This window comes from Desulfoluna sp. (genome assembly GCF_030145185.1).
Classification (GTDB): Bacteria; Desulfobacterota; Desulfobacteria; order Desulfobacterales; family Desulfolunaceae; genus Desulfoluna.
This window is the reverse complement of the sequence record NZ_JAQYWB010000011.1, coordinates 77,886-101,446: the sequence shown is the minus strand read 5'-3', so window position 1 is coordinate 101,446 and position 23,561 is coordinate 77,886. Positions and strand designations below refer to the sequence as shown.

Annotated in this window: 26 protein-coding genes and 1 tRNA gene; 14 read left to right on the top strand and 13 right to left on the bottom strand. The window is 49.0% G+C overall.

Annotation, left to right across the window (positions count from 1 at the left end):
* The first annotated feature begins 64 nt into the window (after positions 1-64).
* From Q1Q75_RS05310 to Q1Q75_RS05300, 3 genes are all read left to right on the top strand, one after another.
* The gene (locus tag Q1Q75_RS05310; RefSeq protein WP_300668128.1) at positions 65-331 is read left to right on the top strand and encodes an ogr/Delta-like zinc finger family protein; all 267 of its coding nucleotides are present in this window, start codon (positions 65-67) and stop codon (positions 329-331) included.
* Between the two features lie 200 nt (positions 332-531).
* Positions 532-1,815, top strand: coding sequence for a hypothetical protein (locus Q1Q75_RS05305; protein ID WP_300668127.1), 1,284 nt, complete (start codon positions 532-534; stop codon positions 1,813-1,815).
* On the top strand, positions 1,808-4,297 hold the full coding sequence (locus Q1Q75_RS05300) for a lipopolysaccharide assembly protein LapB (protein WP_300668125.1): 2,490 nt from the start codon (positions 1,808-1,810) through the stop codon (positions 4,295-4,297). Before Q1Q75_RS05305 ends, Q1Q75_RS05300 begins: the two co-directional genes overlap by 8 nt.
* A gap of 15 nt (positions 4,298-4,312) precedes the next feature.
* Here the strand turns inward: Q1Q75_RS05300 and Q1Q75_RS05295 are convergent, their stop codons facing one another.
* From Q1Q75_RS05295 to Q1Q75_RS05265, 7 genes are all read right to left on the bottom strand, one after another.
* A complete protein-coding gene (locus tag Q1Q75_RS05295) occupies positions 4,313-4,624 on the bottom strand; it encodes a hypothetical protein (RefSeq protein WP_300668123.1) in 312 nt (103 codons plus the stop codon).
* Positions 4,625-5,032: 408 nt separating this feature from the next.
* On the bottom strand, positions 5,033-7,672 hold the full coding sequence (locus Q1Q75_RS05290; protein ID WP_300668122.1) for a toprim domain-containing protein: 2,640 nt from the start codon (positions 7,670-7,672) through the stop codon (positions 5,033-5,035).
* Positions 7,665-7,874, bottom strand: a complete 210-nt coding sequence (locus tag Q1Q75_RS05285) for a hypothetical protein (RefSeq protein WP_300668120.1) — start codon at positions 7,872-7,874, stop codon at positions 7,665-7,667. The genes Q1Q75_RS05290 and Q1Q75_RS05285 overlap by 8 nt, the downstream gene beginning before the upstream one ends.
* A gap of 82 nt (positions 7,875-7,956) precedes the next feature.
* Positions 7,957-8,151, bottom strand: a complete 195-nt coding sequence (locus Q1Q75_RS05280; protein WP_300668118.1) for a hypothetical protein — start codon at positions 8,149-8,151, stop codon at positions 7,957-7,959.
* Positions 8,138-8,362 (bottom strand): hypothetical protein, encoded by a 225-nt coding sequence (locus Q1Q75_RS05275; protein ID WP_300668117.1) that lies wholly within the window; start codon positions 8,360-8,362, stop codon positions 8,138-8,140. The genes Q1Q75_RS05280 and Q1Q75_RS05275 overlap by 14 nt, the downstream gene beginning before the upstream one ends.
* The gene (locus tag Q1Q75_RS05270; RefSeq protein ID WP_300668115.1) at positions 8,359-8,859 is read right to left on the bottom strand and encodes a phage regulatory CII family protein; all 501 of its coding nucleotides are present in this window, start codon (positions 8,857-8,859) and stop codon (positions 8,359-8,361) included. Before Q1Q75_RS05270 ends, Q1Q75_RS05275 begins: the two co-directional genes overlap by 4 nt.
* 123 nt (positions 8,860-8,982) lie before the next feature.
* Positions 8,983-9,177 carry a helix-turn-helix domain-containing protein gene (locus Q1Q75_RS05265; RefSeq protein WP_300668114.1) on the bottom strand — a complete coding sequence of 65 codons (195 nt, stop codon included), beginning with the start codon at positions 9,175-9,177 and terminating at the stop codon, positions 8,983-8,985.
* A 24-nt stretch (positions 9,178-9,201) separates the two neighbouring features.
* On the opposite strand from Q1Q75_RS05265, the gene Q1Q75_RS05260 reads away from it, so the two are divergent.
* From Q1Q75_RS05260 to Q1Q75_RS05225, 8 genes are all read left to right on the top strand, one after another.
* A complete protein-coding gene (locus Q1Q75_RS05260; RefSeq protein ID WP_300668113.1) occupies positions 9,202-9,705 on the top strand; it encodes a helix-turn-helix transcriptional regulator in 504 nt (167 codons plus the stop codon).
* A 41-nt stretch (positions 9,706-9,746) separates the two neighbouring features.
* Positions 9,747-10,847, top strand: coding sequence for a DUF262 domain-containing protein (locus tag Q1Q75_RS05255; RefSeq protein WP_300668111.1), 1,101 nt, complete (start codon positions 9,747-9,749; stop codon positions 10,845-10,847).
* Entirely contained in the window at positions 10,844-11,488 is a 645-nt protein-coding gene (locus tag Q1Q75_RS05250) for an MAE_28990/MAE_18760 family HEPN-like nuclease (protein WP_300668110.1), read from the top strand. The genes Q1Q75_RS05255 and Q1Q75_RS05250 overlap by 4 nt, the downstream gene beginning before the upstream one ends.
* Before the next feature lie 155 nt (positions 11,489-11,643).
* Positions 11,644-11,943, top strand: a complete 300-nt coding sequence (locus Q1Q75_RS05245; protein ID WP_300668109.1) for a hypothetical protein — start codon at positions 11,644-11,646, stop codon at positions 11,941-11,943.
* Positions 11,944-12,167: 224 nt separating this feature from the next.
* Positions 12,168-12,482 carry a hypothetical protein gene (locus Q1Q75_RS05240; protein ID WP_300668108.1) on the top strand — a complete coding sequence of 105 codons (315 nt, stop codon included), beginning with the start codon at positions 12,168-12,170 and terminating at the stop codon, positions 12,480-12,482.
* A 67-nt stretch (positions 12,483-12,549) separates the two neighbouring features.
* A complete protein-coding gene (locus Q1Q75_RS05235; protein ID WP_300668106.1) occupies positions 12,550-12,828 on the top strand; it encodes a hypothetical protein in 279 nt (92 codons plus the stop codon).
* Positions 12,828-13,091, top strand: a complete 264-nt coding sequence (locus tag Q1Q75_RS05230; protein ID WP_300668105.1) for a helix-turn-helix domain-containing protein — start codon at positions 12,828-12,830, stop codon at positions 13,089-13,091. Before Q1Q75_RS05235 ends, Q1Q75_RS05230 begins: the two co-directional genes overlap by 1 nt.
* A 142-nt stretch (positions 13,092-13,233) precedes the next feature.
* Positions 13,234-14,214 (top strand): site-specific integrase, encoded by a 981-nt coding sequence (locus tag Q1Q75_RS05225; RefSeq protein WP_300668103.1) that lies wholly within the window; start codon positions 13,234-13,236, stop codon positions 14,212-14,214.
* A 152-nt stretch (positions 14,215-14,366) separates the two neighbouring features.
* Here Q1Q75_RS05225 and Q1Q75_RS05220 read toward each other — a convergent pair.
* Positions 14,367-14,453 (bottom strand) — tRNA-Leu (locus Q1Q75_RS05220).
* A 250-nt stretch (positions 14,454-14,703) separates the two neighbouring features.
* Here Q1Q75_RS05220 and Q1Q75_RS05215 point away from each other — a divergent pair.
* The 3 genes from Q1Q75_RS05215 (at position 14,704) to Q1Q75_RS05205 (ending at position 16,689) form a co-directional block, all read left to right on the top strand.
* Complete coding sequence (locus tag Q1Q75_RS05215; protein ID WP_300668101.1) at positions 14,704-15,306, top strand: nucleoside triphosphate pyrophosphatase; 603 nt, start codon at positions 14,704-14,706, stop codon at positions 15,304-15,306.
* Positions 15,307-15,312: 6 nt separating this feature from the next.
* A complete protein-coding gene (locus tag Q1Q75_RS05210; protein WP_300668130.1) occupies positions 15,313-16,005 on the top strand; it encodes a YggS family pyridoxal phosphate-dependent enzyme in 693 nt (230 codons plus the stop codon).
* Positions 16,006-16,134: 129 nt separating this feature from the next.
* Positions 16,135-16,689, top strand: coding sequence for an epoxyqueuosine reductase QueH (locus tag Q1Q75_RS05205; RefSeq protein WP_300668099.1), 555 nt, complete (start codon positions 16,135-16,137; stop codon positions 16,687-16,689).
* Positions 16,690-16,878: 189 nt separating this feature from the next.
* Here the strand turns inward: Q1Q75_RS05205 and Q1Q75_RS05200 are convergent, their stop codons facing one another.
* From Q1Q75_RS05200 to phaC, 5 genes are all read right to left on the bottom strand, one after another.
* Positions 16,879-19,176, bottom strand: a complete 2,298-nt coding sequence (locus Q1Q75_RS05200; RefSeq protein ID WP_300668097.1) for a GspE/PulE family protein — start codon at positions 19,174-19,176, stop codon at positions 16,879-16,881.
* Positions 19,177-19,543: 367 nt separating this feature from the next.
* Positions 19,544-19,750, bottom strand: a complete 207-nt coding sequence (locus Q1Q75_RS05195; protein ID WP_300668096.1) for a hypothetical protein — start codon at positions 19,748-19,750, stop codon at positions 19,544-19,546.
* A 117-nt stretch (positions 19,751-19,867) separates the two neighbouring features.
* On the bottom strand, positions 19,868-21,748 hold the full coding sequence (locus Q1Q75_RS05190) for an ABC-F family ATP-binding cassette domain-containing protein (protein ID WP_300668094.1): 1,881 nt from the start codon (positions 21,746-21,748) through the stop codon (positions 19,868-19,870).
* Between the two features lie 191 nt (positions 21,749-21,939).
* The gene (locus tag Q1Q75_RS05185) at positions 21,940-22,380 is read right to left on the bottom strand and encodes a MaoC family dehydratase (RefSeq protein ID WP_300668092.1); all 441 of its coding nucleotides are present in this window, start codon (positions 22,378-22,380) and stop codon (positions 21,940-21,942) included.
* Entirely contained in the window at positions 22,377-23,516 is a 1,140-nt protein-coding gene (phaC, locus tag Q1Q75_RS05180; RefSeq protein ID WP_300668090.1) for a class III poly(R)-hydroxyalkanoic acid synthase subunit PhaC, read from the bottom strand. The genes Q1Q75_RS05185 and phaC overlap by 4 nt, the downstream gene beginning before the upstream one ends.
* Positions 23,517-23,561 lie beyond the last annotated feature (45 nt).

Genomic DNA, 23,561 nt, shown 5'->3' with positions numbered 1-23,561 from the left:
CCACAAGATAGCCTTTGACGATCCAGATTATGCACAATAGATTGGGGGTGAAAGGAAGATATCCATGCGAATCAGATGCAACCGATGCGGCAAGACCGCCACCATACAATCCAGCACCCAGATCTCAGACGAATTCAAGCAGCTCTACTGCTGCTGCACCAACCCCCAGTGCGGGCATACCTTCGTCATGGACCTGGCGTTTTCACATACCTTGTCGCCGAGTGCGGTGGATATTCCCCCGGAGGCGTTGGAGAGGATCCGGGGAGCGTCGAGGGGGGAATTGAGGGAGATGTTTCAGGTATTGCAAGGGGGGATGCAGGGGGCGGGGTGAGGGGGATTTTCCGAGATTTTTGTTTAAAAGCAGCACTCTTCAGCCTTCAATGGACGCGTCCCTTCTTTATGTGATATCGTCATTTATTTTGACACACTATCAACAGGCCTTATATATGTATCAGCCTGAAAGACCAAACAGCTGAGGCCTTAGTGTTCGACATAATCGAATGAGCCCAGATATTAATAAGGAATAGTACAATGAATTATCAATTCCCTGTTGAAGACCCTTATGATGCTCTTGAAGTAACTGAGATGGATTTTTCCATAGATCCTTCTGATCAAGATGTATACGTAGATTTTGATAGCGTCAGGGATAAAACCTTTTTAGACAGGATTAAATTCAACCTTCGTATTAAAGATGGGAAGCTTCAATCTCCAACAAAAAAATACCATAAATTTATATTTTCTGGACACAAAGGCTCTGGAAAAAGCGTTGAATTAAAACGGTTCCATAACAGCGTAAACAAACAAGACTGTTACCTTTCGGTCCATATTGACATTGAACAAGAAATGGAAGTTGGTGGGTTTCAATCAGAAGATTTATTTGTCATTCTGATAGCAAAGTTGATGGAAAGGATCCATGATGAAAATATTCCTTTTGAATCTGAGTCATTAAGTAAAATAATCAATGAGTGGACGGCTGAAACAGAGACTAAAGAAGAATTAAGTAAAAACTATCAACTTGAAGCCAGCGGTGAAGTCTCGGCCAGCAGTGCCCTTCCATGGTTTATACAATTCAAAAGCTCTCTTAAATCCATATTTTCGGTATCATCCAAAACTTCAACAACGATACGACAAAAAATTAAAAACAACCCTTTGCATCTAATCGCACAGTTTAACGACATTCTCTCTGAGCTTCGCACTACGCTGAAAGGCCATCAAAAGCCTAAAGATATTTTGTTTATTTTCGACGGCACAGAGAAAATAGCCTACGATATTTATCAAAAATTATTTGTTAAAGATTCATATATAATTAGAGGAATTGATTCAAATATCATATTTTCTGTTCCAATCAACTCCTACTTTGAAATCAAAAGCAGCCCTGCTGTAGAATTTTTCCATATATTCTACCTTCCTATGGTTAAGCTTTCGGAAGAGGGTAAACCGAAATTGAGTGAACCCCTATTAAGCGAAGTCATTTCTAAACGAATAAAAGTGGACAAATTGATTTCTCCAGTGGCATTAGATCTTTGTGTTAAAAAATCAGGGGGATGCATACGTCAACTTATTCGGATTGTAAACACAGCGCTCTCCATGGCACTTGGTGCACAAGTAACCGAAGACATAGCAAAGAAAAGTATTAAAAAACTTGGATATGATATGAAAGATCTACTCACATCAGATCACTTGGAAATTTTGATAAACAAAAAATATAATACTGCTGATAGCACTGTGATTGAACTTCTCTTATGTTTGGCTGTCCTCAAATATAACGGCAAGAGAGGTATAAACCCACTCCTGGAAGGGCTCATTAATGAATAAGGATTCTATTTCAGCAAAGCTTGAAGATAATGAGCAGTGGAAGCAATTACATTTTATTTTAAAACGCCGAAAAAAGTCGACGTTAATCCTCATAGCCTGTGATTCTTCGAAGGACAAAGTTGATCTTTGTAAGAAACTGGAAAGGGAACTGATAAATTATAAGCATCACATTTTGGACCTTTCATCTCAAAATGTAGTATCTCTAAAAAACAAATTCAAAGAAGAACTTCCAAAAGAAATACAAGATTCTAAGGTTGCAGAATACATCGTTCATGTTTACGGATTGGAGAATAGCGTCTTTGTTTCCGACGATGATCAACTCCAAGATAGCGGCATGCTACCAGAACTCAATTTTGAACGTGAATCACTCTTTCGTGCAAATCCTTTCATAACAATCATTTGGGCCAATACCTTTTTTTTCGAAAAGATGCAAAGTCAAGCACCTGACTTGTGGGACTGGATCACATACAAATTTAAATTCGAAGTGGAAGCCACTACTGAACGGCCTACTGTCATGAAAACAAGACCACCGTCACTTTTACCCAAAGGCCATCTCCCTGACAGAGAAGAGCAAATTAAGGCACTTAATAAGAAATACAAAAGTCTCAGACTGAAAAATTCTAAAAAAGAACGTGTAGCCAGAGAAAAAATTAATACTCTAACATTACTGGGAAATGAATACGTCAAGTTAAATTACTATAACGATGCTATAAAATCATTTAAAGCGGCACTCGCATTTACAAATCAGATCGACACTTCCCAACATTTAAAAACAGAACTCCTGTTCCGTTTGGCTGGAGTCTTTCTTAAAACAAGAGATTTCAATAATGCCCTTAAGAATTACCAATCCTCACTCAAGCTTCAATTCAAATATCAAATCGATGGCAATATTGGAGCAACTTACCACCAAATAGGACTCGGTTTTCAAGAACAGAGAAAATGGAACGAAGCGCTTCGCAATTTTCAGGCAGCCATCGACTGGAATACGACAAAAGATAACCTGTTTCACCTCGGTGCCACTTACCACCAGATAGGAACGCTTTACACAGAGCAGAGAAAGTGGAACGAAGCGCTTCGCAATTTGCAAGCAGCCATCGACTGGAATACGAAAACCAATAACCTGAGTCAACTCGGTGATACCTATCACCACATGGGGTTGGTTTTCCAAGAGCAAAGAAAGTGGAATGAAGCGCTTCGCAATTTCAAGACTGCCATCGACTGGAGTACGAAAACCGATAATCTGAGCCACCTCGGTGGCACCTACCTACTAATAGGACAGGTTTTCCAAAGTCAGAGAGAATGGGACGAAGCGCTTAGCAATTACCAGACAGCCATCGACTGGAGTTCGAAAACCGATAACCTATTTGAACTCAGTGCTACCTACCACCAAGTGGGAATGGTTTTCCAAGAGCAGAGAAAATGGGACGAAGCGCTTAGCAATTACCAGACAGCCATCGACTGGAGTACCAAAACCGACAACCTGTTTCAACTCGGTGGCACCTACCACCAAATGGGAATGGCTTTCCAAGAACAGAGAAAATGGGATGATGCGCTTAAGAATTACCAGACTGCAATCGACTGGTATACAAAAACCGATAACCTGTTTGAACTCGGTGGTACCTACCACCAAATAGGAATGGTTTTTCAAGAGCAGAGAAAATGTAACGACGCGCTTAGAAATTTTCAGGCAGCCATCGACTGGAATACGAAAACCGATAACCTGTTTCAACTCGGTGCTACCTATCACCACAGGGGGATGGTTTTCCAAGAGCAGAAAAAATGGGATGATGCACTTAGCAATTATCAGACAGCAATCGACTGGAATACCAAAACCGATAACCTGTTTCAACTCGGTGGTACCTACCACCAAATAGGAATTGTTTTCCATGAGCAGAAAAAATGGGACGATGCGCTTAGCAATTACCAGGCAGCCATAGACTGGAATACCAAAACCGATAATCTGCTTCGAATCGGGGGTAGCTACCACCAGATCGGAAGGGCTTTCCAAGACCAGGGGAAATGGGATGGTGCCCTTAGCAATTACCAGGCAGCCATCGACTGGAATACCAAAACCGATAATCTGTTTGAGCTCTGTGGTAGCTACCACCAGATGGGAAGAACTTTCCAAGACCAAGAAAAATGGGACGATGCCCTTAGCAATTATCAGACAGCCATCGACTGGTGCCTGAAAACCGACAACCTTCTCCAACTCGGTACTTCTTACTACCAGATGGGAAAAGTTTTCGAAAAAATGAATAAATGGAATGGTGCCTTCACATGTTATTTAGACTGTCTACACTTCGACTATGAAACACAAGAAGAACTAAAAATCATAATAGACTCTTTAAAAGAGCTATTACCTCAGAGACCCTCTAATGAATCCAAGGACATATTCGAGGAACATTTCCCTTCAGATCCTCCTGAACGAAAAGATCACTACCGGGAACTCATTTGGAATCAAAAGCAGGAGACCACGGAATAAACCATTATTTGTTTATCAACGATTCTCCCCCGCAAACAACCTCCTGAATTCCGAATGCTTCGGGATCGCCTCCGCATACATCACTTCATTTCCTGGCAAAGAATCAAACAGGCGGTTAAAAAAAGTTCTCCGGTTCTCCCACCCCATCACATCCAGCACCTGTTGAATGAGTTTGCGGGCGGCGACGCGCTCCTCTTTGGACTCTGCTTTGAGATGAAGGTAACAGGCAGTGGCAAAGGTATCACAGCACATGGATCCAATGTTTTCGTTTGCCTGTTTCATCTCGTGGAAGACGGTCCACAGTTTCTTTGTGCACACAGGTTTCATGATGATCTCCTTAGAGTTGTCCACATTTGGGTGGGTGGGGTGTCAGGAACGCCCGAATGAACGAATGTTTTTCTGTAACAGGTTATTATATTGATGGATATAGGGTAAACCCGACACGAATGTTTCACGAATGTCCACGAATGTTTTTCTTTCTATTCTTTATATATATAATAAATTCAATAATATAAAAAATTCGGGTCATTCAAAAAACGTTCGTCTTGGCTCGAAATAAAATTCGTATGACATTCGCTCGACATTCGCCAAAAATTCGGGTGAAAATCCTTTGCAATCCACTGTTATAAAGAGGCATTCCCTGTTTCATTCGTTTCATTCGCCCTTTCCGGACCCACCCACCCCAATGTAAATCCTATACATATCGTGGGTTAAAAGCCCCGAAAGGGGCCTTGTCTATGCTTGGAACACAAAACAACTGATGCTCCGCTTCTTGTGGCGGCTGTAGACGTTTCCGGACTTTACGAAGGTATGGGTCTGGCTTCCCTTCAGCGCCTCCTGGAGCCTCAGCATGTCCTGGGGAATGGGCTGTTTAAAATCGATGCATGCGGCCCGGAACTCCTGCATGTTGATGGCGATAAGCTCTGTCTTGGCTGAATGGTTCATCCATCCGGATCGGCTCTTCTGCATGTCCTGCTCAAAGACATCTTCGTTCATGTACTTAAAGGCCTTCCAGAATTGATCACAGAGACTGTCTTCCTGTTGAAGAAGGCTCTCGCGCTCCTTGGCGCGTCCGATGAGATAGTCTGTCAACTGGTTGGCAAGCTCTTCGGTCATGTCCGGAAAGAGCACACGAAGGCCGTCACCCAGGGCGGCCACCAGGCAATGGCAAAAGGCAACACGGTTGCTGAGCCCCTGGTTATCAAAGCGGGGCTTCAGGCGTTCGAAGGCTGCATAGGTCCGGGTGAGAATCTGGTGTTCACTCTTCAGGGCCGCCCCCAGGAAACCACTGAAGGCTTCCACGGGACGTGCCGGCAACTCTTCGGCCAGGGCTTTGTTCTCGGGCCGGTGGTGTTCATCGGTCATGTGGCAGTGGACAATTCGAGAAAGGGTGGCCTCATGGCCATCAACCCGGTGGTTCTGGGATGCGATGAGAGAACCCAGAAACGCCTGCTCGTAAATGTCGTTGCCTTTGGTGGGGAGACCAACAGCGCCGGTGCCCCTGCCATTGAAAAGATCTTTAAGGGCATCGAAGTTGTACTGTTGCTGTCCGTTCTCTCTGCCATCGCCATAGTCGGTTTCCAGGAGACTGGTGGGCAGGTTGGAGAGCTGGTTGAACTTTCGACGCACGGCCTTGGGGTTGTCCTTCCTGGGGTTGAACCCTTCGTAGTCGTCACGGCCACTGCACTTCCAGAGCAACTGGAGCATGTCGGATTTGCCTGTGTCCTTCAGGCCCGACAATTCGAAGAAAGGATAACGGCGATACTTCTTGCGGATCTGCTGAACGAAATGGGAGCCCAACCACCAGGAGAGGCAGGAGAGCCCCTGCCAGCTGTAAACGCGAAGGTATTCAGGAAACCACGAAGGGTTGAACTCTTCGCCGGTTTGGATCCGCACGCCGGAGCGAAGCGAGCTCCTAAGCCCCAGCCCCCCAATTTTGAAATACCCGTGATCGTTTACCGGGATCTCCTTTCCTTTATAATAGGCGTGTTTCTGAAAAATGTAGGCTCCGGTTTCGGCATGGTAGCCAAGGTAAGGAATGGTAGAGACGGTATCCGGTTCCCGGCCAACGGGATCAAGCCACCCCCGGCGCATATATTGAAACTCATATTCGGTGGCTTTGAACTCCACCCCCCTGGCCCCTGTGAGCATGGTGGCGGCGAAAGCCTCCACCTTGACCAGGGCATTCCCGTTGAACTCCTTCAGGTCCACCCTGTTGCTGTTCTTGTAGCGGATCCGGAACACATACCGGTACTGATCCATCTCCTCATCATCAATAATGTAAACAAGCTCTGGAACGGCGTTGCTGATCTGATCCTGCGTGGTGTGATCCTTAAAGGCCTCATACCCCTCAGCGCTTGCCAGATCGATCCCCCGTTCTTCAACGACGGCGTCAAGAGAACTGTTGACCTCAAAACGATAAAGGCCGTTTCCGAACTCCACGATAAAGCGTCTCTGGCTATGCTCCTTCTGATTCTGAAACATATGCCACGCCTTTTCACCGGGAGAGGTGGCCATAAAAAGCCGCCCACGGTAAAGGCAGGCATCAATGAACGATTCATTCAGCCGCCCTTTCTGGTAAAGATCGTTCCAATCCTCCTTGCCGTCAGGAGGAAGGGCCACCTCCACAAATTCTCCCATGCCCTTCAAGCGAAGGGCGTGCTTACGCACGGCCTTTTGCCCGGCCTTGTCGTTATCAAAGGCAAGGATCCAGACAACCCCGCGCTTGTGCGCCCCCTTAATCAGTTGATCCGGAAAATTTCCTGACGACATAGACGCCGCTGATTTTTCACCGGCATGCATAAAGGCCATGGCATCAAAAATGCCTTCTGTAATAAAGCACCGATTGCCCTGTTCAAGCAGCTGACCAGGAGGAACCCAGGCCATGCCTTTATACTTGCCACCAAAGTTGGCCTTGCGCCCGTCCGATCCAATGCGAACAAGGCGTTCCCAGTAGATGGAGGCATCGCCATTCAGCGGAAAACGAATGGACGTAATCCACCGGTCCCTGTCTTTCCACTGGTATTGACTGTACCAGCCCCGAATACGAGCCAGCTCGAAACCCCTTTCCTCATGGAGGTACGCATCCGCCGTCGCATTGGGATTCGACTGTGTGGGTGGAAACCGCTTCTCATAATTTTCAAAAAGATGCGGCAACAACTCCTTGGCCGTCCAGCTCTGGCCGCAATTGTTGTCCCGTCCACACGCAATGCGAAAGGGTTTGGCCTTGCTGACGTATAGTTCTTTATGCCCGCAGTTGGGACAGATCCCGTACCGGAGATAGCCCCCCTGGTCTTTGAACTGAAACCGGGCATCCTGCCTAAGGGCCGCAACAATCTCTCCGGCCCGGTTGTCTGAAACGCCTCCATCATACATAACGCCCCTCCGTCTCCACGCGCTTGATGCAACGCAAAATATCCTGCTTCCAACTCTCTTCAAGCCACGTGGCGTTCTCGGCAGAGAGACATTCGCCCCTGACAATGACGCCCACAAGCACTTCAATGATGGCCGCATCCCGATCAAGGGTGGCCATGATGTCTTCAACCGTGTCCGCTGTATATGTAATCTGCTTTCGCATAGATCTCTCCCGTACTTCTCACCGTGCCGATGGTTGTGGCTCTCACCCCGACAAACATCGGCCCACATACAAATTCCTTTTTCTACGCTTCCAGGATGGCCCGGTGCTCTGCCATGGCTGCGTCTCTCTCTTCGTCTGCGTCAAACATAAAAAAGCCGTTCTCATCGCCCATGGGGAGCCACTTGCCCCCCGTCAATATTTCAATGCCGTAAACGGCTTCATGGGTTTGTGTGTTGCTCCAGGTGGCTGGCCTCAGTTTGGTTTCAGCTGTATTCACCGTTGGCCTCCCTCTCATCAAATTCGTCTTGGAATCCTTCCATGGCCGCGTCCCTCTCCTCCTTTGTATAAAAGGAGTGCATCCCCTTTGAATCCCCCAGGGGGAGCCATCGATCTTTGAAACAGATTTCAATGATGAACCGCACATCATCGATCAGCCCCACAGCCACAACACGGCTGGAGGGCCTCATCTTGGGCTTGGCCTTCATCATCTGTTTGCCCCGGCTTGAATGATTTTGAATTCTTTCCGTTTGGTTTGAATGGCCAGGTATAAAGCGCCAAAGGCCTGAAGGGCTTCCCATGTTTCCTTCTCGCAATCGGCCAGCTCCCCTGCATCCAGATCTCCGTCGTTGCTGAGGCCGTCGGCCAGGACCTTAATGGCTTCGGCGGACTCCTTGGCGATGGTGGCGCAACACTGCATCCAGCTCATGGCGTTCATCTCGTCGGTGGATTCGGGGATGGGCAGGCTGATGCGGCCGAAATGGCGGTTGACCTCATCCAGGCTGTTGAGATTCCGGGTCTCCTCCAGGACCACCATCCAGTCAAGAAGGCCCAGTTTGTTGGTGCGACGCCCCACGGACTGGGGGTCCACATCCGCATAAAGGGTTTGCGGCCGCACCGAAAGTCGCTCCGCCAGCACCCTGACCCCATGAGCCTTCACGTCCCGCTGTATTCCCTCTAAAAGTCCAATGAATTCATTCCTGTACATGACTCTTCCAGCTCCATTCCTGTTATCTATTCGATTTAAAAGTGGAATACTGATCTTAAAGACCAGCCACGCCTTTTGCTTTTTTGCTTGCGTCACTCAACATTTATGGCAATATGGAACCACTCAACATTTGGGCGGCCAGATCTCCGGCGGCGTCTTACCCAGCGCCTCAGCAATCCATCCCCTGACACGGGAACCCGGATACCGGCCCGCCATGACATGACTCACCATGGAGCGGGATACTCCTGCTTTTTTGGCAAGATCAACGGGGCGAGTGCCCTTGGCTTTCATGGCCGTCTTGATTTCGTCTTTTGTCATGGTCTCCTCCTATGTATTTTTTTGTTGAGCTGTTACTCAACAAAATTTCCCAAACGGAGAATTATGTCAAGTAGAATTTCACAAATGGGAAACATATCAGAGCGGCTCCATGAGCTGGTCGATATTAAATGTGCTGGAAAATCAACGGTATTTGCGAAAAAAGCGGGTATTCCAATAGCAACCTTCCATAACTATTTAAAAGGCCGCACACCATCAGCGGAAACTTTATTTCACATACGTGAAACCTTTTCGGCCAACATCAACTGGCTGTTGACCGGTGAAGGGGAAATGTTCGGGGATGAATCAGGAGCACCAGGGGAAGCCCAGCCAGATCTCACCATCGATCTGGAGATCCTGCACCGGATTATCAAGTGGGTGGAAGAGAGGCTGGAAAGCGAAGGCAAGGAACTGGTCCCGGACAAAAAAGCCCGGTTCATCGCTCTGGCTTATGAATATTTTGCGGCCCCGGAAGAGGGGAAAGCGGTGGATGATAAAGGGATGAATCAATTGTTCAGGTTGGTTGTTTAAGATGTATTGGAGAAAATAAAATTTAAACGGAGTCAGACAAAATGTCCTTACAAGATGAAATTGATTTGATGCGCAAAGAAATCAGGACAGACGGTTATAGTATGTCAATCGGGGAATGGATCAGCCTCTATGACAACAAAGAAATTGATATCCATCCTGAATTTCAGCGTTTTTATCGATGGTCTGAAACACAAAAAAGCAACTTGATTGAATCTATTTTACTCGGAATTCCTATTCCTCCGATATTTGTAAGCCAACGGCAGGACGGTGTTTGGGACGTTGTGGATGGGCTCCAACGCCTTTCAACAATATATCAATTTGTTGGAATTTTGAAGGATGATAGGAACGATTATGTAGAGCCATTAGTCTTGGAAAAGACACGTTATCTTACATCTCTTCAAGGCAAAAAATGGAATATCCCTGATGATGATGTAAATTCATTAAGTATCCAGCAACGTTTATTAATTAAGCGATCAAAAATATCCGTAAGTATCATACTTAGAGAAAGTGACGATGTAGCCAAATATGAACTTTTTCAAAGACTTAATACCGGCGGTTCTACTTTAACGCCTCAAGAAGTACGTAATTGTATACTTCTAATGGCTAACTCAAAAGCCTTTGAATGGCTTACAAGCTTAGCATGCCACGAATCATTTCTTGAATGCATATCATTAAGTGATAAAAATATTATCGAAAAGTATGACATGGAGTTAGCTTTGAGATTTGTTGTCTTTTCACACGTTGAAAGTATAAAATACGATGATGTAAAAGATGTTAGTGCATATATCACTGATAATATGATTAAAATAGCTGAAAACCCTGAATTTAATTACGACCATGCTGAGAAATCGTTTAAGGGCACTTTTGATGCTTTGGCAGACGCACTCGGCTCAAATTCGTTTAAAAAGTATTTAGCCGATGACGATAGATTTAAAGGCGGGTTCCTTCTTTCGCCATATGAAGTTATTGCTTATGGAATAGGGTTTAACCACCCTAATATCCCGAGCATCCCTGAAATTATTGCGAAAATTAAAAGTATCCACTCTGATGATATTTATAAAAGAAGTTCAGGTTCTGGTGTAGCGGCTAACTCAAGGCTCCCCCGTCTTATACCCTTTGGACGGGATTTATTCAAAAAATGAAGCTCCGCACAGTCGACCAGTTATCGAACAGGATAAATGATGAACTTGCTTGGAGAAAAAAAGAACTTTCAGATTTAAAATATATTATTGAATCTGGGGCGAATAATATTTCCAGGCGGAATGTCGCAAGTAGGTGTGGTATTGCTTTGTTGTATGCGCATTGGGAAGGTTTTGTGAAAAAATGCACTCAATATTATTTTGAGTTTGTACAACTAAAGAAGCTAAAAAACAATCAATTGTCACCTCATCTGCTAACCTTATCGCTGAAGGGGAAAATTAATTTTTCACCTGAAGCCAAAAAAGCGTCTGCTTATAATGAAATAATAAATTTTTTTTTAAATGAAGTTGAAAGTAGGGCTATATTACCCCACAAGACAGGGATAAGCACAGAATCTAACTTAACATCTACTGTTCTGAAAGAGATCCTTTGGTGCATTGATATAGATTATTCTTTATTCGAAGCAAAAGAAAAATTTATTGATATGGTGCTTGTTAATAAACGCAACACCATAGCGCATGGTGAAGACCTTATTATAGATGTTGCAGAGTATATTGAAATGCGCACAGTTGTAGTGGGAATGATGTCTTTGCTTAAAACGGAAATTGAGAATAATGCTGTTTTGGAATCTTATTTAAAATAGTGAAGTTCGTATGAAATTTTAAGGTCATAGTTTTTTTTGTAGTTCTATGTAAAAAATATAAAAGCTGTCTTATGTTGATAGTATCCTTCCAGTTGCAACCAATACCCGCCCACGATAGGTAACATCTCCCAATGATTTATGGAGATATTACATTGATGAGACGTGAAGCACTCGAAGCCCAAATGAAAGCCCTGATGGGCGAAGCCACCCCCAAGGCCACCCCAAAAACAAAACCCAAAGCCGACATGCCCAAGGCACCCCCCGGCAAAGCCCTGATGGCCGCCCTTCTTGTGGGGGGAGCCCTGTTCGGTGCCTTGATCACGGGGTTCTTTCACTCGGCCCCCGTGCCGCCGTCGGCGGCCTCGGATCTGGTTGAAAGCCTGGGCGAGCCCAGGGACAAGGCGAAAATTGACACCTGCCTCTTTTATTTGGGCGTAGGCAGATACCGGAAGTAGCTTCCGGCCACCAAGCCAAAACATCACCGCCCATCTCCGGCGTCTGGAATGGGCTTTTTGTGTTTGTCACGCCCGCATCTACAACCATTTGACCCCCACGGTATATTCCGATACCGTAGAAATCTCTCACCCCGATAAACATCGGCCCATATCCGGACCTTCCGGAATGGGCTTTTTGTCGTTCCCCCGGAAGGTTTCATCTAAAGCCCAAAGGGGGAGACACCATGCAACAGATCCAGCCCGCCACCCGCGGCCCAAAAACCCACTTACCCATTGATGAAATCCTGAGCCTCCTGGACGAAGGCCACAAGCAGTCCGACGTGGCCGAACTCTACGGGACCACCCAGCCCACCATCAGCCGTCTTTACAGAAACAAGCACTCGGCATCCGCCACCGGAAAAAAAGCCCCCGGCGCTCCGCTTTGCTCCTGCTGCGGCCAGCGCACCGTGGCCGAAGGAAACCGGTTCTTGTGCTCCTGGTGTTTCGGCCATGCGGACACCGCCGGTGTCACCTTCTCGGAACACGCCCTGGCTATCTGAAAGCGGTACGCCGCTTCAGGTATCCTATACCGACCTCTCATATAATCATTAGGAGCGTGACCACACCATGCCCATATACCGAGTTCTTCAAATACGCACCTGCCGTCGGGGCGACTGGCGTTCCCACCTGTTCGAGACCCGAACCTCTCCTGGGCCCTGGCGGCGCATCGATACCACAGAGCCCGATGCCGCCGCCCTGATCCACGGCCTGAAAGCCGCCATCCTCGACCACCCGGATCTCATCGGAGAATCCCTTGCCTTTTCGCAAGGGGAAATGGTGGCGGCGAGACATAACGACAAAACCCCGCAAACCTGCCGGGAGATGACACAGATGGAGTTGTTCTGATGGAGTTGACACACAGCGAACTGGAAGCGATAGCGGCGAGCATTGCGGGGAAAGTAGCGGACACCATACGGGCCGACCACACCGTTCAACGGTGGCTCACCCTGGAGGAGGCGGCGGCGTATGCCAGGGCCTCAAAAAATACCCTGAGAGGGTGGATCAACAATGGGTATGTCTATGGGTTCAAGCGAACGGGAAAATTGATTGTCGACCGGGAATCCATTGATGCCTGGTACTCATCCGAAAAGATACACATGCCTGCATGAATTTTGACTTTGGACTCAGATTGACATGACCATTAAGCTCTCTTACGGTGTCTCCATGCCAAAATTGTGGAGACACCCCCAGCATGAAACATTTTACGCGATCTGGCAGGAAGGGCCGAAGCGACGGCGCAAGGCCCTCTGTATGCCAGGAACCAAACATGCAACCAAAGACCCCAAGCTGGCGGGTAAACTCTTCAATCAGTTTGCCCGGGAGCTTATGGCGGGCAATGTCGCTGCCATCAATTCCGGTCTAAAGGTGAGTTTGGGGGCGTTTAAAAAAGAGTTTCTCGGCACCATTGAGACCAACAGGGCGGAAGGCACCTTCACCTGTTATAAGCAGGGATTGGACAAAGCCTCTTCCTGTTGGGGCGACGGCACCCCGGTGAACCATCTTACCGCTCGCCACCTGGACAAGCTGATCAGCGATCTCTTTCGCGCCGGCCTGGCCCCGGCCACCGTCAACAAACACTACCGCCACGTCAAAGCGGCCTTGAAAAAAGCTCAGAAGTGGGAATACATCGATCACGCCATTGATTTCCCCACCCCTGTCAAAGAGCCGAAGACCGTTCGATACATTCCCGTAGATCACCTGCAGCGTATCATGGCCCAGATTCACGATCCGGAGTTTTACGATTTCTGCACCCTCGCCTGTTATCTCGGCCTTCGATCTGGAGAGGCCCTGCGCCTCACCCTGGCCGATGTGGACCACCCGCCAGACTACCTGCGCATTGTGCCCTTACAAAAGAATCGGAACGACTCCAGGGTGCCCATCAACAGCACGGCACGCGAAACCCTTTCGCGGTGCATGGAGCGCGCCAGGCAAAACCACCGCAAGAAGCTTTTTAAATTCAACAGCGTCACCTTCATGGGACAAAAATTTAAAAAAGCCCTTCGCGCCGCAGGCTTTGAGACGTACCGGTTCCATGACCTTCGCCACACCTTCGCCTCCTACCTCGCCATGGGCGGCGCCAGCCTCCAGGCCATCCAGGAACTCATGCGCCACGAGTCCATGGCCTCCACCCTGATTTACTCCCATCTCTCGCCGGATCATTTAAAGGCAGCCTCTGAAAAACTTTGCATCACTTTGAGCCCCAAACCCACCCCCACCGAAAATGACGACTGATCGTTTTTGGATTTCCATTTTCAAACTGTAACGAAACTGTAACGAAAATTGCGCTGTTTTGGCACGTTTTGGAACGTTTCAAACGCAAAAAATCTCCAGGCGCAAGCGCAAGGAGATTTTTTTAAGATCCTGAAATCATATGTTTAATTTTATGGTACCCGGAACGAGAATCGAACTCGTACAGTCTTGCGACCGAGGGATTTTAAGTCCCTTGCGTCTACCAGTTCCGCCATCCGGGCAGACCATAAAAATTGTCCTGTTCGGACGAACCGAAAGGACTTTAACTCTTTACTCGATTTTTATTTGAATGGCAACCGCCAATTTGCACTCACGAGATTTTAACCCGAATATTTCACACATCGAGTGATTCCATATTCAAGGCATCAGAGCTTCAGATGGAGTGGTTTACCTCTCCTGGCATGCGGACAACACGTGTCTATTTTCCGGCACGCCTTGCCACCTGAAAAGTTTTCTGCTACAACCCCCGAAATGAAAGAAAATCAGCACATTGATACAAAACAACTAATCCTGGCATCCCAGTCCCCCAGAAGAAAAGATCTTCTTGAAGAGGCTGGAGTTCTTATCGATATCATCCCAAGCCACGCAGATGAAATCCTGCCCCAGGGGGTCAAACCGGCGGGATGCGCCATGGCACTGGCCTGCATCAAAGCACGGGACGTGGCAAAGACCCATCCAGAGCAATGGGTCCTCGGCGCGGATACCCTCGTGGTGGTGGATGACATGATCCTTGGTAAACCGGAATCCAATGACGACGCTCGCCGCATGTTGCGCGCTCTGTCCGGGCGGGCTCATCAGGTCTGCACCGGTTTTTGTCTGATCCACACCTCCCTGGGCCGTGAGATCTGCGAGGTGGTGACCACCGATGTCACCTTCAAAGAGCTGTCAGAAGCGGAGATAAGCTGGTATATTGCCACGGGTGAACCCTTTGACAAGGCCGGAGCCTACGGAATCCAAGGCAAAGGCGCCTCCCTGGTCAAAGCAATCACAGGTTCGTACACCAACGTGGTGGGACTGCCCATCTGCGAAGTGGTGGAACATTTAAAAGCAATCGATCTGGTGGAGTTCAAATAGCACGTGATGAAAGATCGTATTCAAAAAATTGAGAAGCAGATAAAAGAGGCCGCTGAAAAAGCCGGTCGCAACGCCGAAGCTATCCGGCTCGTGGCGGTCAGCAAAATCAAGCCGGCCGAAATGGTCAGAGAAGCCATGGAGGCAGGCCAGCGGGTTTTCGGTGAAAACTACATCCAGGAAGCCGTGGCCAAAATCGAAGAGATCGGGAGCGGTGACATCGAGTGGCACTTCATTGGCCACCTCCAGAGCAAAAAGTCCAAATACGCGGCCGGAGCCTTTGCCCTCATCCACTCCGTGGACAGCCTGAAGTTGGCCAAAGAAATCGACAAGCAGGCCGCTAAACTGGGCATCGTCCAGGCCATCCTGATCCAGGTGAACACCAGCGGTGAAGAGAGCAAGTCCGGCACCACATCTGAGGAGGCCATCGAGATGGTCCGTGAGGTGGCGGCGCTTGAAAATGTGGCCATTAAAGGCCTGATGACCATGCCCGCCTTCTTCGACGATCCCGAAGGGGCCAGACCCTATTTCCGTCAACTGCGGCTCATCAAAGAACGCATCGAAGCCCTGGCCATCCCCGGTGTGGAGATGAAAGAGCTCTCCATGGGCATGAGCGGAGATTTTGAGGTGGCCATCGAAGAGGGCGCCACGCTGGTACGGGTTGGCACCGCCATCTTCGGCGCTCGTAACTACAATTCATAGAAAGGGCAGATTTATCAAATAATCAATCACAACATTCGTTTACCCATGCCATTTGGAAGGACAGCGGATGTAACCGTGACACGATACAGATAAATCAAAAAGCTGGCCGCCGGAGGCAATGATTTACCCATGAAAATATTGATGCATACATGCTGCGGTCCCTGCTCCATCTACCCGACGCGGGTACTCACGGAAGCGGGCCATCATGTGATGGGATTCTTTTACCGCCACAACATCCACCCCTTCACCGAGTGCATGAAGCGTGAGGAGGCAATGCGGCAATTTGCAGAGTCCCGCGAGATGAAGATGATCTACCAGGAGGGTTACGAATTGGAGGCATTCCTTCGCCAGGCAACCTTTCGTGAGAAAGATCGCTGCCGGATATGCTACTACGACCGACTTCGCGCCACGGCCCTTCTGGCAAAACGCGGAAAATTCGAGGCCTTCACCTCCACCCTCCTCTACAGCCGCCACCAGAACCACGAGTTAATCAAAAGCATCGCCGAATCCCTGGCTCGACAGGTGGGCGTCAAATTTTATTACGAAGATTTTCGTCCCGGCTGGAAAGAAGGCATCGACACCTCCAAAGAGATGGGCCTGTATCGGCAGCAGTATTGCGGGTGCATCTACAGCGAAAAAGATCGGTACGCAAATGAGATAAAGTTTGGGACGAAGAGAGGCTAAAGGCTAAAGGCTAAAGGCTAAAGGCTAAAGGCTAAAGGCTAAAGGCTAAAGGCTAAAGGCTAAAGGCTAAAGCGCCATTTCATCCCCACGCTCCAGAGTCAACAAAAAAGGGCGACCGCCCGGTCGCCCTTCACCACTCACTATTCACTACTCACCACTCACTATCCACCATTCACTACCCACCCCCCACTACTTGATACAAACCTTCCGTACCTGGAGCAGGTCGCAGTACCCTCCAAAAACCTTGGAGATCCCATCCTGTTTCAGACTGGTCATGCCATCGCTTACCGCCTGCGTTCGCAACTCTTCCATGCGGGCGCTGGTCTGGATCAGCTTACGCATCTCATCGGTGCCTTCGAGAAGTTCATGGATGCCCATACGGCCCCGATAGCCCGTATTGGAACATTTATCGCACCCCTTGGGACGGCACAGCTTAAGATCGTCTGTGTACGGTATATTGAGGAAAAGTTCAAACTCCTCCTGGCCCCCATACTCTCTCACCAAATCATCGTACTCGTCCCTGGATGGGTGGTACTCCTCCTTGCAGTCTTTGCAAAGGGTCCGCACCAGGCGCTGGGCCAGAATGCCGAGAACGGCATCAGCAAAGTTAAAGGGGTCCATCCCCATATCGAGCAGACGGGTGATACTTTCCGGCGCACTGTTGGTGTGAAGGGTAGAGAAAACAAGGTGCCCGGTCAGGGAGGCCTCAATCCCGATATGGGTGGTCTCCCGGTCACGCATCTCGCCCACCATGATGACATCAGGGTCTGCCCGGAGAAAAGCACGCATGGCGGCGGCAAAATCAAAGCCTATCTTCGGTTGCACCTGTACCTGGCGAAGGCCTCGCTGGGTAATTTCCACCGGGTCCTCTGCCGTCCAGATTTTGCGTTCCTCGTCGTTGATTTTGGCCAGGGCAGAATGGAGGGTGGTTGTTTTACCGGAGCCTGTCGGGCCGCAAACAAAAATGATCCCGTAGGGCTTATTGATCAGCTCAAAAAATTTGTCATAATTTCGCTCCGAAAACCGCATGTTCTCCAAGGGAATGGGTTCCCCTGCGGCCAGGATCCTCATGACCACATCTTCCATGCCGCCCTGGGTCGGCACAGTGGCCACACGCAGTTCGACATCAAGCCCGCCGAAGCGTTTGAAACTGATTTTGCCGTCCTGGGGTTTCCGGCGTTCGGCGATATCCAGGTTACACATGATTTTAATACGGGAGATGATGGCGTTTCTATACTGATAGGGAATGGTCTGGTAGACCTTACAGGAGCCGTCGGTACGAAACCGAACCTTGGTATTCTCCTTACCAGGGTAAGGTTCGATGTGAATATCGGAAACCCCCCGGTTGTAACCGTCGATGATGATTTTGTTCACCAGCTGAACGACGGCGCTGCTCTCTTCGCTCAGACCGCTTTCTGCCTCTTCAATCTCATCGTTTTCGTTCTCAAGTTGGGAGAGAATATCATCAATGGATGATTGCTGCTTCTCATCTTGAGTAAAAAGGGCAATATAATCGAGGATATCTTCGCGAAAGGACACAAAGGGCTCAAGCTCACGACCCGGAAACAGAACCCGGATCTGTCCCATTTTCTGGGCATCGTGGGGGTCGTCCACGACAATGACCACCTTGTCTCCATCCGTCCTGAGGGGAACCCAGGAGTTATTCCGCATAAAGGGCACTTTCAGTCCATCCAAAAGTTCCCCGGGGATAGGCATGCTCTTGTTGTACTCTATAAAGGGGGCTTTGTAGTAGCGGCTCAGGGCCTCACCCACATCCCCTTTTGAAATTTTATACTGGGACAGAAGAATCCGCTCAATGGGTTCACCGGAGTCACGGACAGAACGCTCGGCTTGATTCAATTCCTTCTGGGTCATGATGTGATTTTCCAGAAGGTAGTCAAACTTGCCTTTTTTGCTTCGCGCCATCCGCTTCTGGTTGTACAGGGCGATGCCAATAATTTTGGCAATCTCCTGCAGATTCTCTTCATCCTGCCGGGTAAAGACGTCTCCCTGCTTGCGGTTCATCAGCTGCACCGCGCCAAGAAGATAGGTTTTGTAGAGAATAGGGACCACCAACATCTGCCGGGTTTTAAAACCGGTCCTTCGATCCCAGCTCGAATCAAAGGTAATACTGGAGTCAATGGCTGCCAACTCCTGATTGTCGTGGACGTCTTTAATGTTGAGGATGGTTTTTTTAAGAACGCAATAGCCTGCAATGCTGGCATTGGTGATGGAAAGGCGGATTTCATCAATTTCAGTGCCGGTCTTGAATCGGGAAACAATCTCCCTTTTCACCCCGTCCACATAGTAGATCGTGATACGCTCGGCTTCAAAGAGGGACTTAATCTCATCCTTAAGATGAATGATGATGTCATCCAGATTCAGTGCCGCATAAATTTTATTGCAGATATCCTGAAGACGCGTACGATAGGTCACTTCCTGCTGAAGATTTTCAACTTCGCTCACCCCGTTGGTCGCTCCGCTCACAACATCACTCCTTTACATAATCACCGCACAGCAACCCGTCAGAAGCCTGCACGCAGGCAATGGATACGGCCTCTGCTTTGGCCATCGGCTTGAGATATTTCATGGATGATGCATTCGTACCGTTGCCCGCCTATGGCGGCTATTTCATAAAATGAAAGCCCCTGTGGATGTATTCATCCCGGTCAAAGGTCGCTCCCCATCATGAACCAAGGGGCGGCGGGGTTCTATCAAACGTTTCCACCGTCATCGTTTTTGGCAAGCAGATACAAACAACGTCCCTAAGATTAATGCAAACCTTAGAAAATATAAACCTTTTTTATCCTAACGCAAAAAGAGCAGGGCTCGAAATAAATCAGGCGGACCTGACTCAGGAATCCTCTTTATGGCTTCCCTTAAGTTTCTGTACCCCGCCGCCCATCAAGAGGATACTGATGATATAAAAACAAAATTTCATCATCAGAAGTGTCCCCCCGGAGAGCTCACGAATTTCCTGAATCTGCCGCGCTTTGGACGGAATGGTAAAAAACATGGCCGCCCCCATCAAAAGAAGTGCAATGCCCCACACTTTTTTCATGGCCTCTCCCCTTTCATTGCAAAACATCTATCCCTTGGGCAAAAAAGCCCTCACATCACGCCATGCATTAAGGACACCCCTATCCACCGGAGTCGCCAAAAGCACTTTGGCATTATCCTACACAGCGCCGCCCAGTTCTTCAAGCTCCGCGTTAAACGAGGCTTCAAGGCGATCCAGCTCTTCGGTCAAGGTTTCAAGGGCCTCAAACCCCTCATCAATGGAGGTGTTATGATGATACAAGTCCTTGGACAAGGCTGTAATAACGGCCACATCACCTGCCTGCGTTGCCTCCAAAAGGGCGTCATTGATCCGATCAATCTCTTTCTCACTGGCGTCAATGGACTCCTCGATGGCTTCTATCTTCTTTCTCAAAGGGGCTGTAACCTTATTCCGGCGGGAGATAATAGAGGAACGAAGCCTTCGGTTCTCCTTTTTCCCCACGGACTTCTTCGACGCCGAGGCCAAAGCCTCATCCGGACCCATGGCAAGGGTTTCGGACACATTTCCCTCAGGATCGTCGCCCCAGCCCACCTTCTCGAGGAACTCAGAATACGTCCCGTCAAAAAGCTCCACCCCCCCATTTCGAAACACCACCAACCGAGTCGCCACGGCATGGAGAAACATCTCGTTGTGCGTCACCATCACCACCGTGCCATCGAAATTATCGACGGCCGCCATCAGGGAATCACAAGACTCCATGTCAAGGTGGTTGGTGGGTTCATCAAGAAATAAGAGGTTCAAAGGAGTGACCAGGAGTTTGCCGAGCATCACCCGGCTCTTCTCACCGCCGGAGAGGACCGAGCACTTCTTCAAAGCCTGGTCCCCTTCAAACATCATGGCCCCGCAGATATTTCGGGCCTGCTGGCGCTCCACGTCGGGATGAGCGGAAAGGACCTCCTCTTCCACTGTGCGCATGGGATTGATGCTGCTGACGTTGGTTTGTTCGTAAAACCCGGAAGCCGATGACGGATGAAGTTCAATGGTCCCGCTCTTTGGAAGCAACTCACCGGCCAAAAGCTTCAACAAGGTGGTTTTGCCCCGTCCGTTCTGACCCACCACGCAAATACGTTCCCTGCGCCCCAGGGTGAGAGAAAAATTTTGTATCAGCTCCGGGCCATTCCCGTAACCAAAGGTCAGATTCTTGGCTGCATAGAGTTGACGCCCTTTGATGGGACAGCTTCGAAAGCTGAACCCCAGGGTCTCCAGGGACGAGAGCTTGTCATGCTTTTCCATCTTGTTCAGGGTCTTCACACGCGATTGCACCATGTTGGCAAGACGCGCCTTGGCCCGAAACCGAGAGATAAAAAGTTCCATCTCTTTTCGTTTCTTTTCATCATTGAGGCGGGTCTTTTCGTAGATTTCCTCTTCCTGCGCAATCTGGGTGTAGCAGGCCTCGGTGTTTCCCGCGACTTTTCGGACCCGGCCCCTGTGAATCCCCACCGTATGGGTCACCACGCGATCCATGAATCCCCGGTCATGGGTAATCAGAAGCAATTCCCTGGGCCAGGAGTTCAGAAAACCCTCAATCCAACGAATGGACGTGATGTCAAGATAGTTGGTCGGTTCATCAAGAAGCAAAAGGTCTGGGTCGGAGACTAAAACGCGGGCAAGGTTCAGGCGGACTTGAAATCCTCCAGAAAAATCTCCGGGATTTTTCCCCATGGCCTCCTCGGAAAATCCAAGGCCAGCCAGGATCTTCTCTACCTTCCACAATTGGTCCGACTCGTGGTCGGGCAGACCCAAAGCCGCCTCCTGAAGCACCGTCTCTTCTGTGAAGCGAATATGCTGCGTGACATAACCGAGGCGATAATTTTTGGGTATAGCCACCTGGCCTGAATCGGCCTCTTCTTCTCCTGTAATCAGGCGAAAAAGAGTGGTTTTCCCATGGCCGTTACGGCCCACCAGCCCCACACGTTCTCTGGAGTTGACCTTAAAGCTGACGTCATCAAACAGCTGCCGTCCACCATAACTTTTGGTGATATTTTCGAGGTTGAGCATCAATATCCCACGATTTTTCTTCGTTCCTGTTGATTTTACGCTTCCTTACAAAATATGCGGGTTATATCGGAGGGTCGCCCCCTTGTCAACGTCAGGAGAGCCGAAGAGCCCCCAAAAAACAAAGCCCCCGGCATCCATGCCAAAGGCTATGTGCCGGGGGCTTTTCTAAACCCGCACTGCGGACGCGGCTGTCAGGAGGCCTGTTCGGACGCCTTCTTTTTCAAGGGACTCATCCGTGCGGTCCCCATGATCACAACGGTCCCCTCCTGATTGGTGCAAACTGTTTTGAGAATCACACGATTTTTCTCCGGGACCCTCTCCACAACCTCTGCCCGGGCCGTAATGGTGTCGCCAATATAAACAGGAGCTGTAAAATTAAGTTCCTGACTGATGTAGACAGCCCCAGGCCCCGGCAAGTGCGTACCCAACACATTTGAAATAAGCCCGGCCGACAACATGCCATGGGCTATGCGCCGCTTGAAAAAGGTCCCCTTGGCATAATGCTCATTGACATGGGCCGGGTTAAAATCGCCCGTCACCCCTGCAAAGGTATAAACATCGGATTCCGAGATGGTTTTGGCCACCTCGGCCCAATCTCCCACGGAAATTTCATCCATGCTTTTCCCGTTCATGCATCCCTCCTTTCCACCGGTCGGCCTGCCCACGCTCCGTCGGAAAGGGGGCTTCCAGGCTCCCGATCAGCCAGCCACTGAATAATCTCCGGGGCGAACTCTTTTTGCGACCGGGAGCTGACGTAAATACCGATGTGCCCGGTATCGATGCAAATATCCCGAGCATCCCGGCTGCCCACGGCATGGGTCAGACGGTTGCAGGCATCCGGCGGCACGAGGTGGTCTTTTTTTCCGTAGATATTGAGAAGAGGCATGGTGATGTTTCTCAAATCCACGACCTGCTCTCCTATAACCATCTTGTTCTGGATCAACAGGTTTTTCTGGTAACAATCCAAAATAAACTGCCGAAAGGTGGCCCCAGGAACATCGGGACTGTCAAAAATCCATTTTTCCATACGCACAAAATTTTCGACAAAAACCTTGTCCCCCATGTGTTTGGCAAAATTGTTGTATTTATCCAACATGAGCCGTGCCGGGTTCAGCAGCAAAAAGCCCAGATTCATGACATCCGCTGGCATATTCCCCCAGGCACCGATGAGTTTGTCCACATCCAATTCTTTCATCCAACTGTGGAGAAAACTGCCACAGGTATCAAAATTGGTGGGGGTGACGGTGGTGATAAGGGCATTTATTTTTTCTGGATGCAAGGCCGCATACATGACGCTGAAGGTACCGCCCATGCAAATTCCCATCAAATTCAAGGCAGGCAATCCCTCCTTCTTCAGGATGAAATCAACGATCTTGTCGATGTATCCGTTCACATGATCGTCAATGGTGAGATGTTGATCCTTTCGCGTGGGGTACCCCCAATCCACCATGTAGACATCCAATCCGCTCTCCAGAAAAATCTCCAGTACACTGCGCCCCGGCTGGAGGTCCAGCATCGTTTCCCGATTGATCAACGCATAAACGACCAGCAAGGGGCGTTGAAATGCTTTTTGAGCCTTTTCAGAACGATAGTGCTTCAACTTGACCCGATCGATCTCAAAAACGACCTCAAAAGGGGTGTCTGCGATGGTTGTATTGAGCTCGGACTCAAAAACCTCGATCCCCTGCCGAGCCCTGTTCAGGCTTTCAGTACCGTAGGCCATCAAGGTGGAAACGGCATCAGCTATAGGGTTTGCTATAGGGTCCATAACGCTATCCTCCTATCCCGAATATTTCACGAGAAGCCGCAGCAC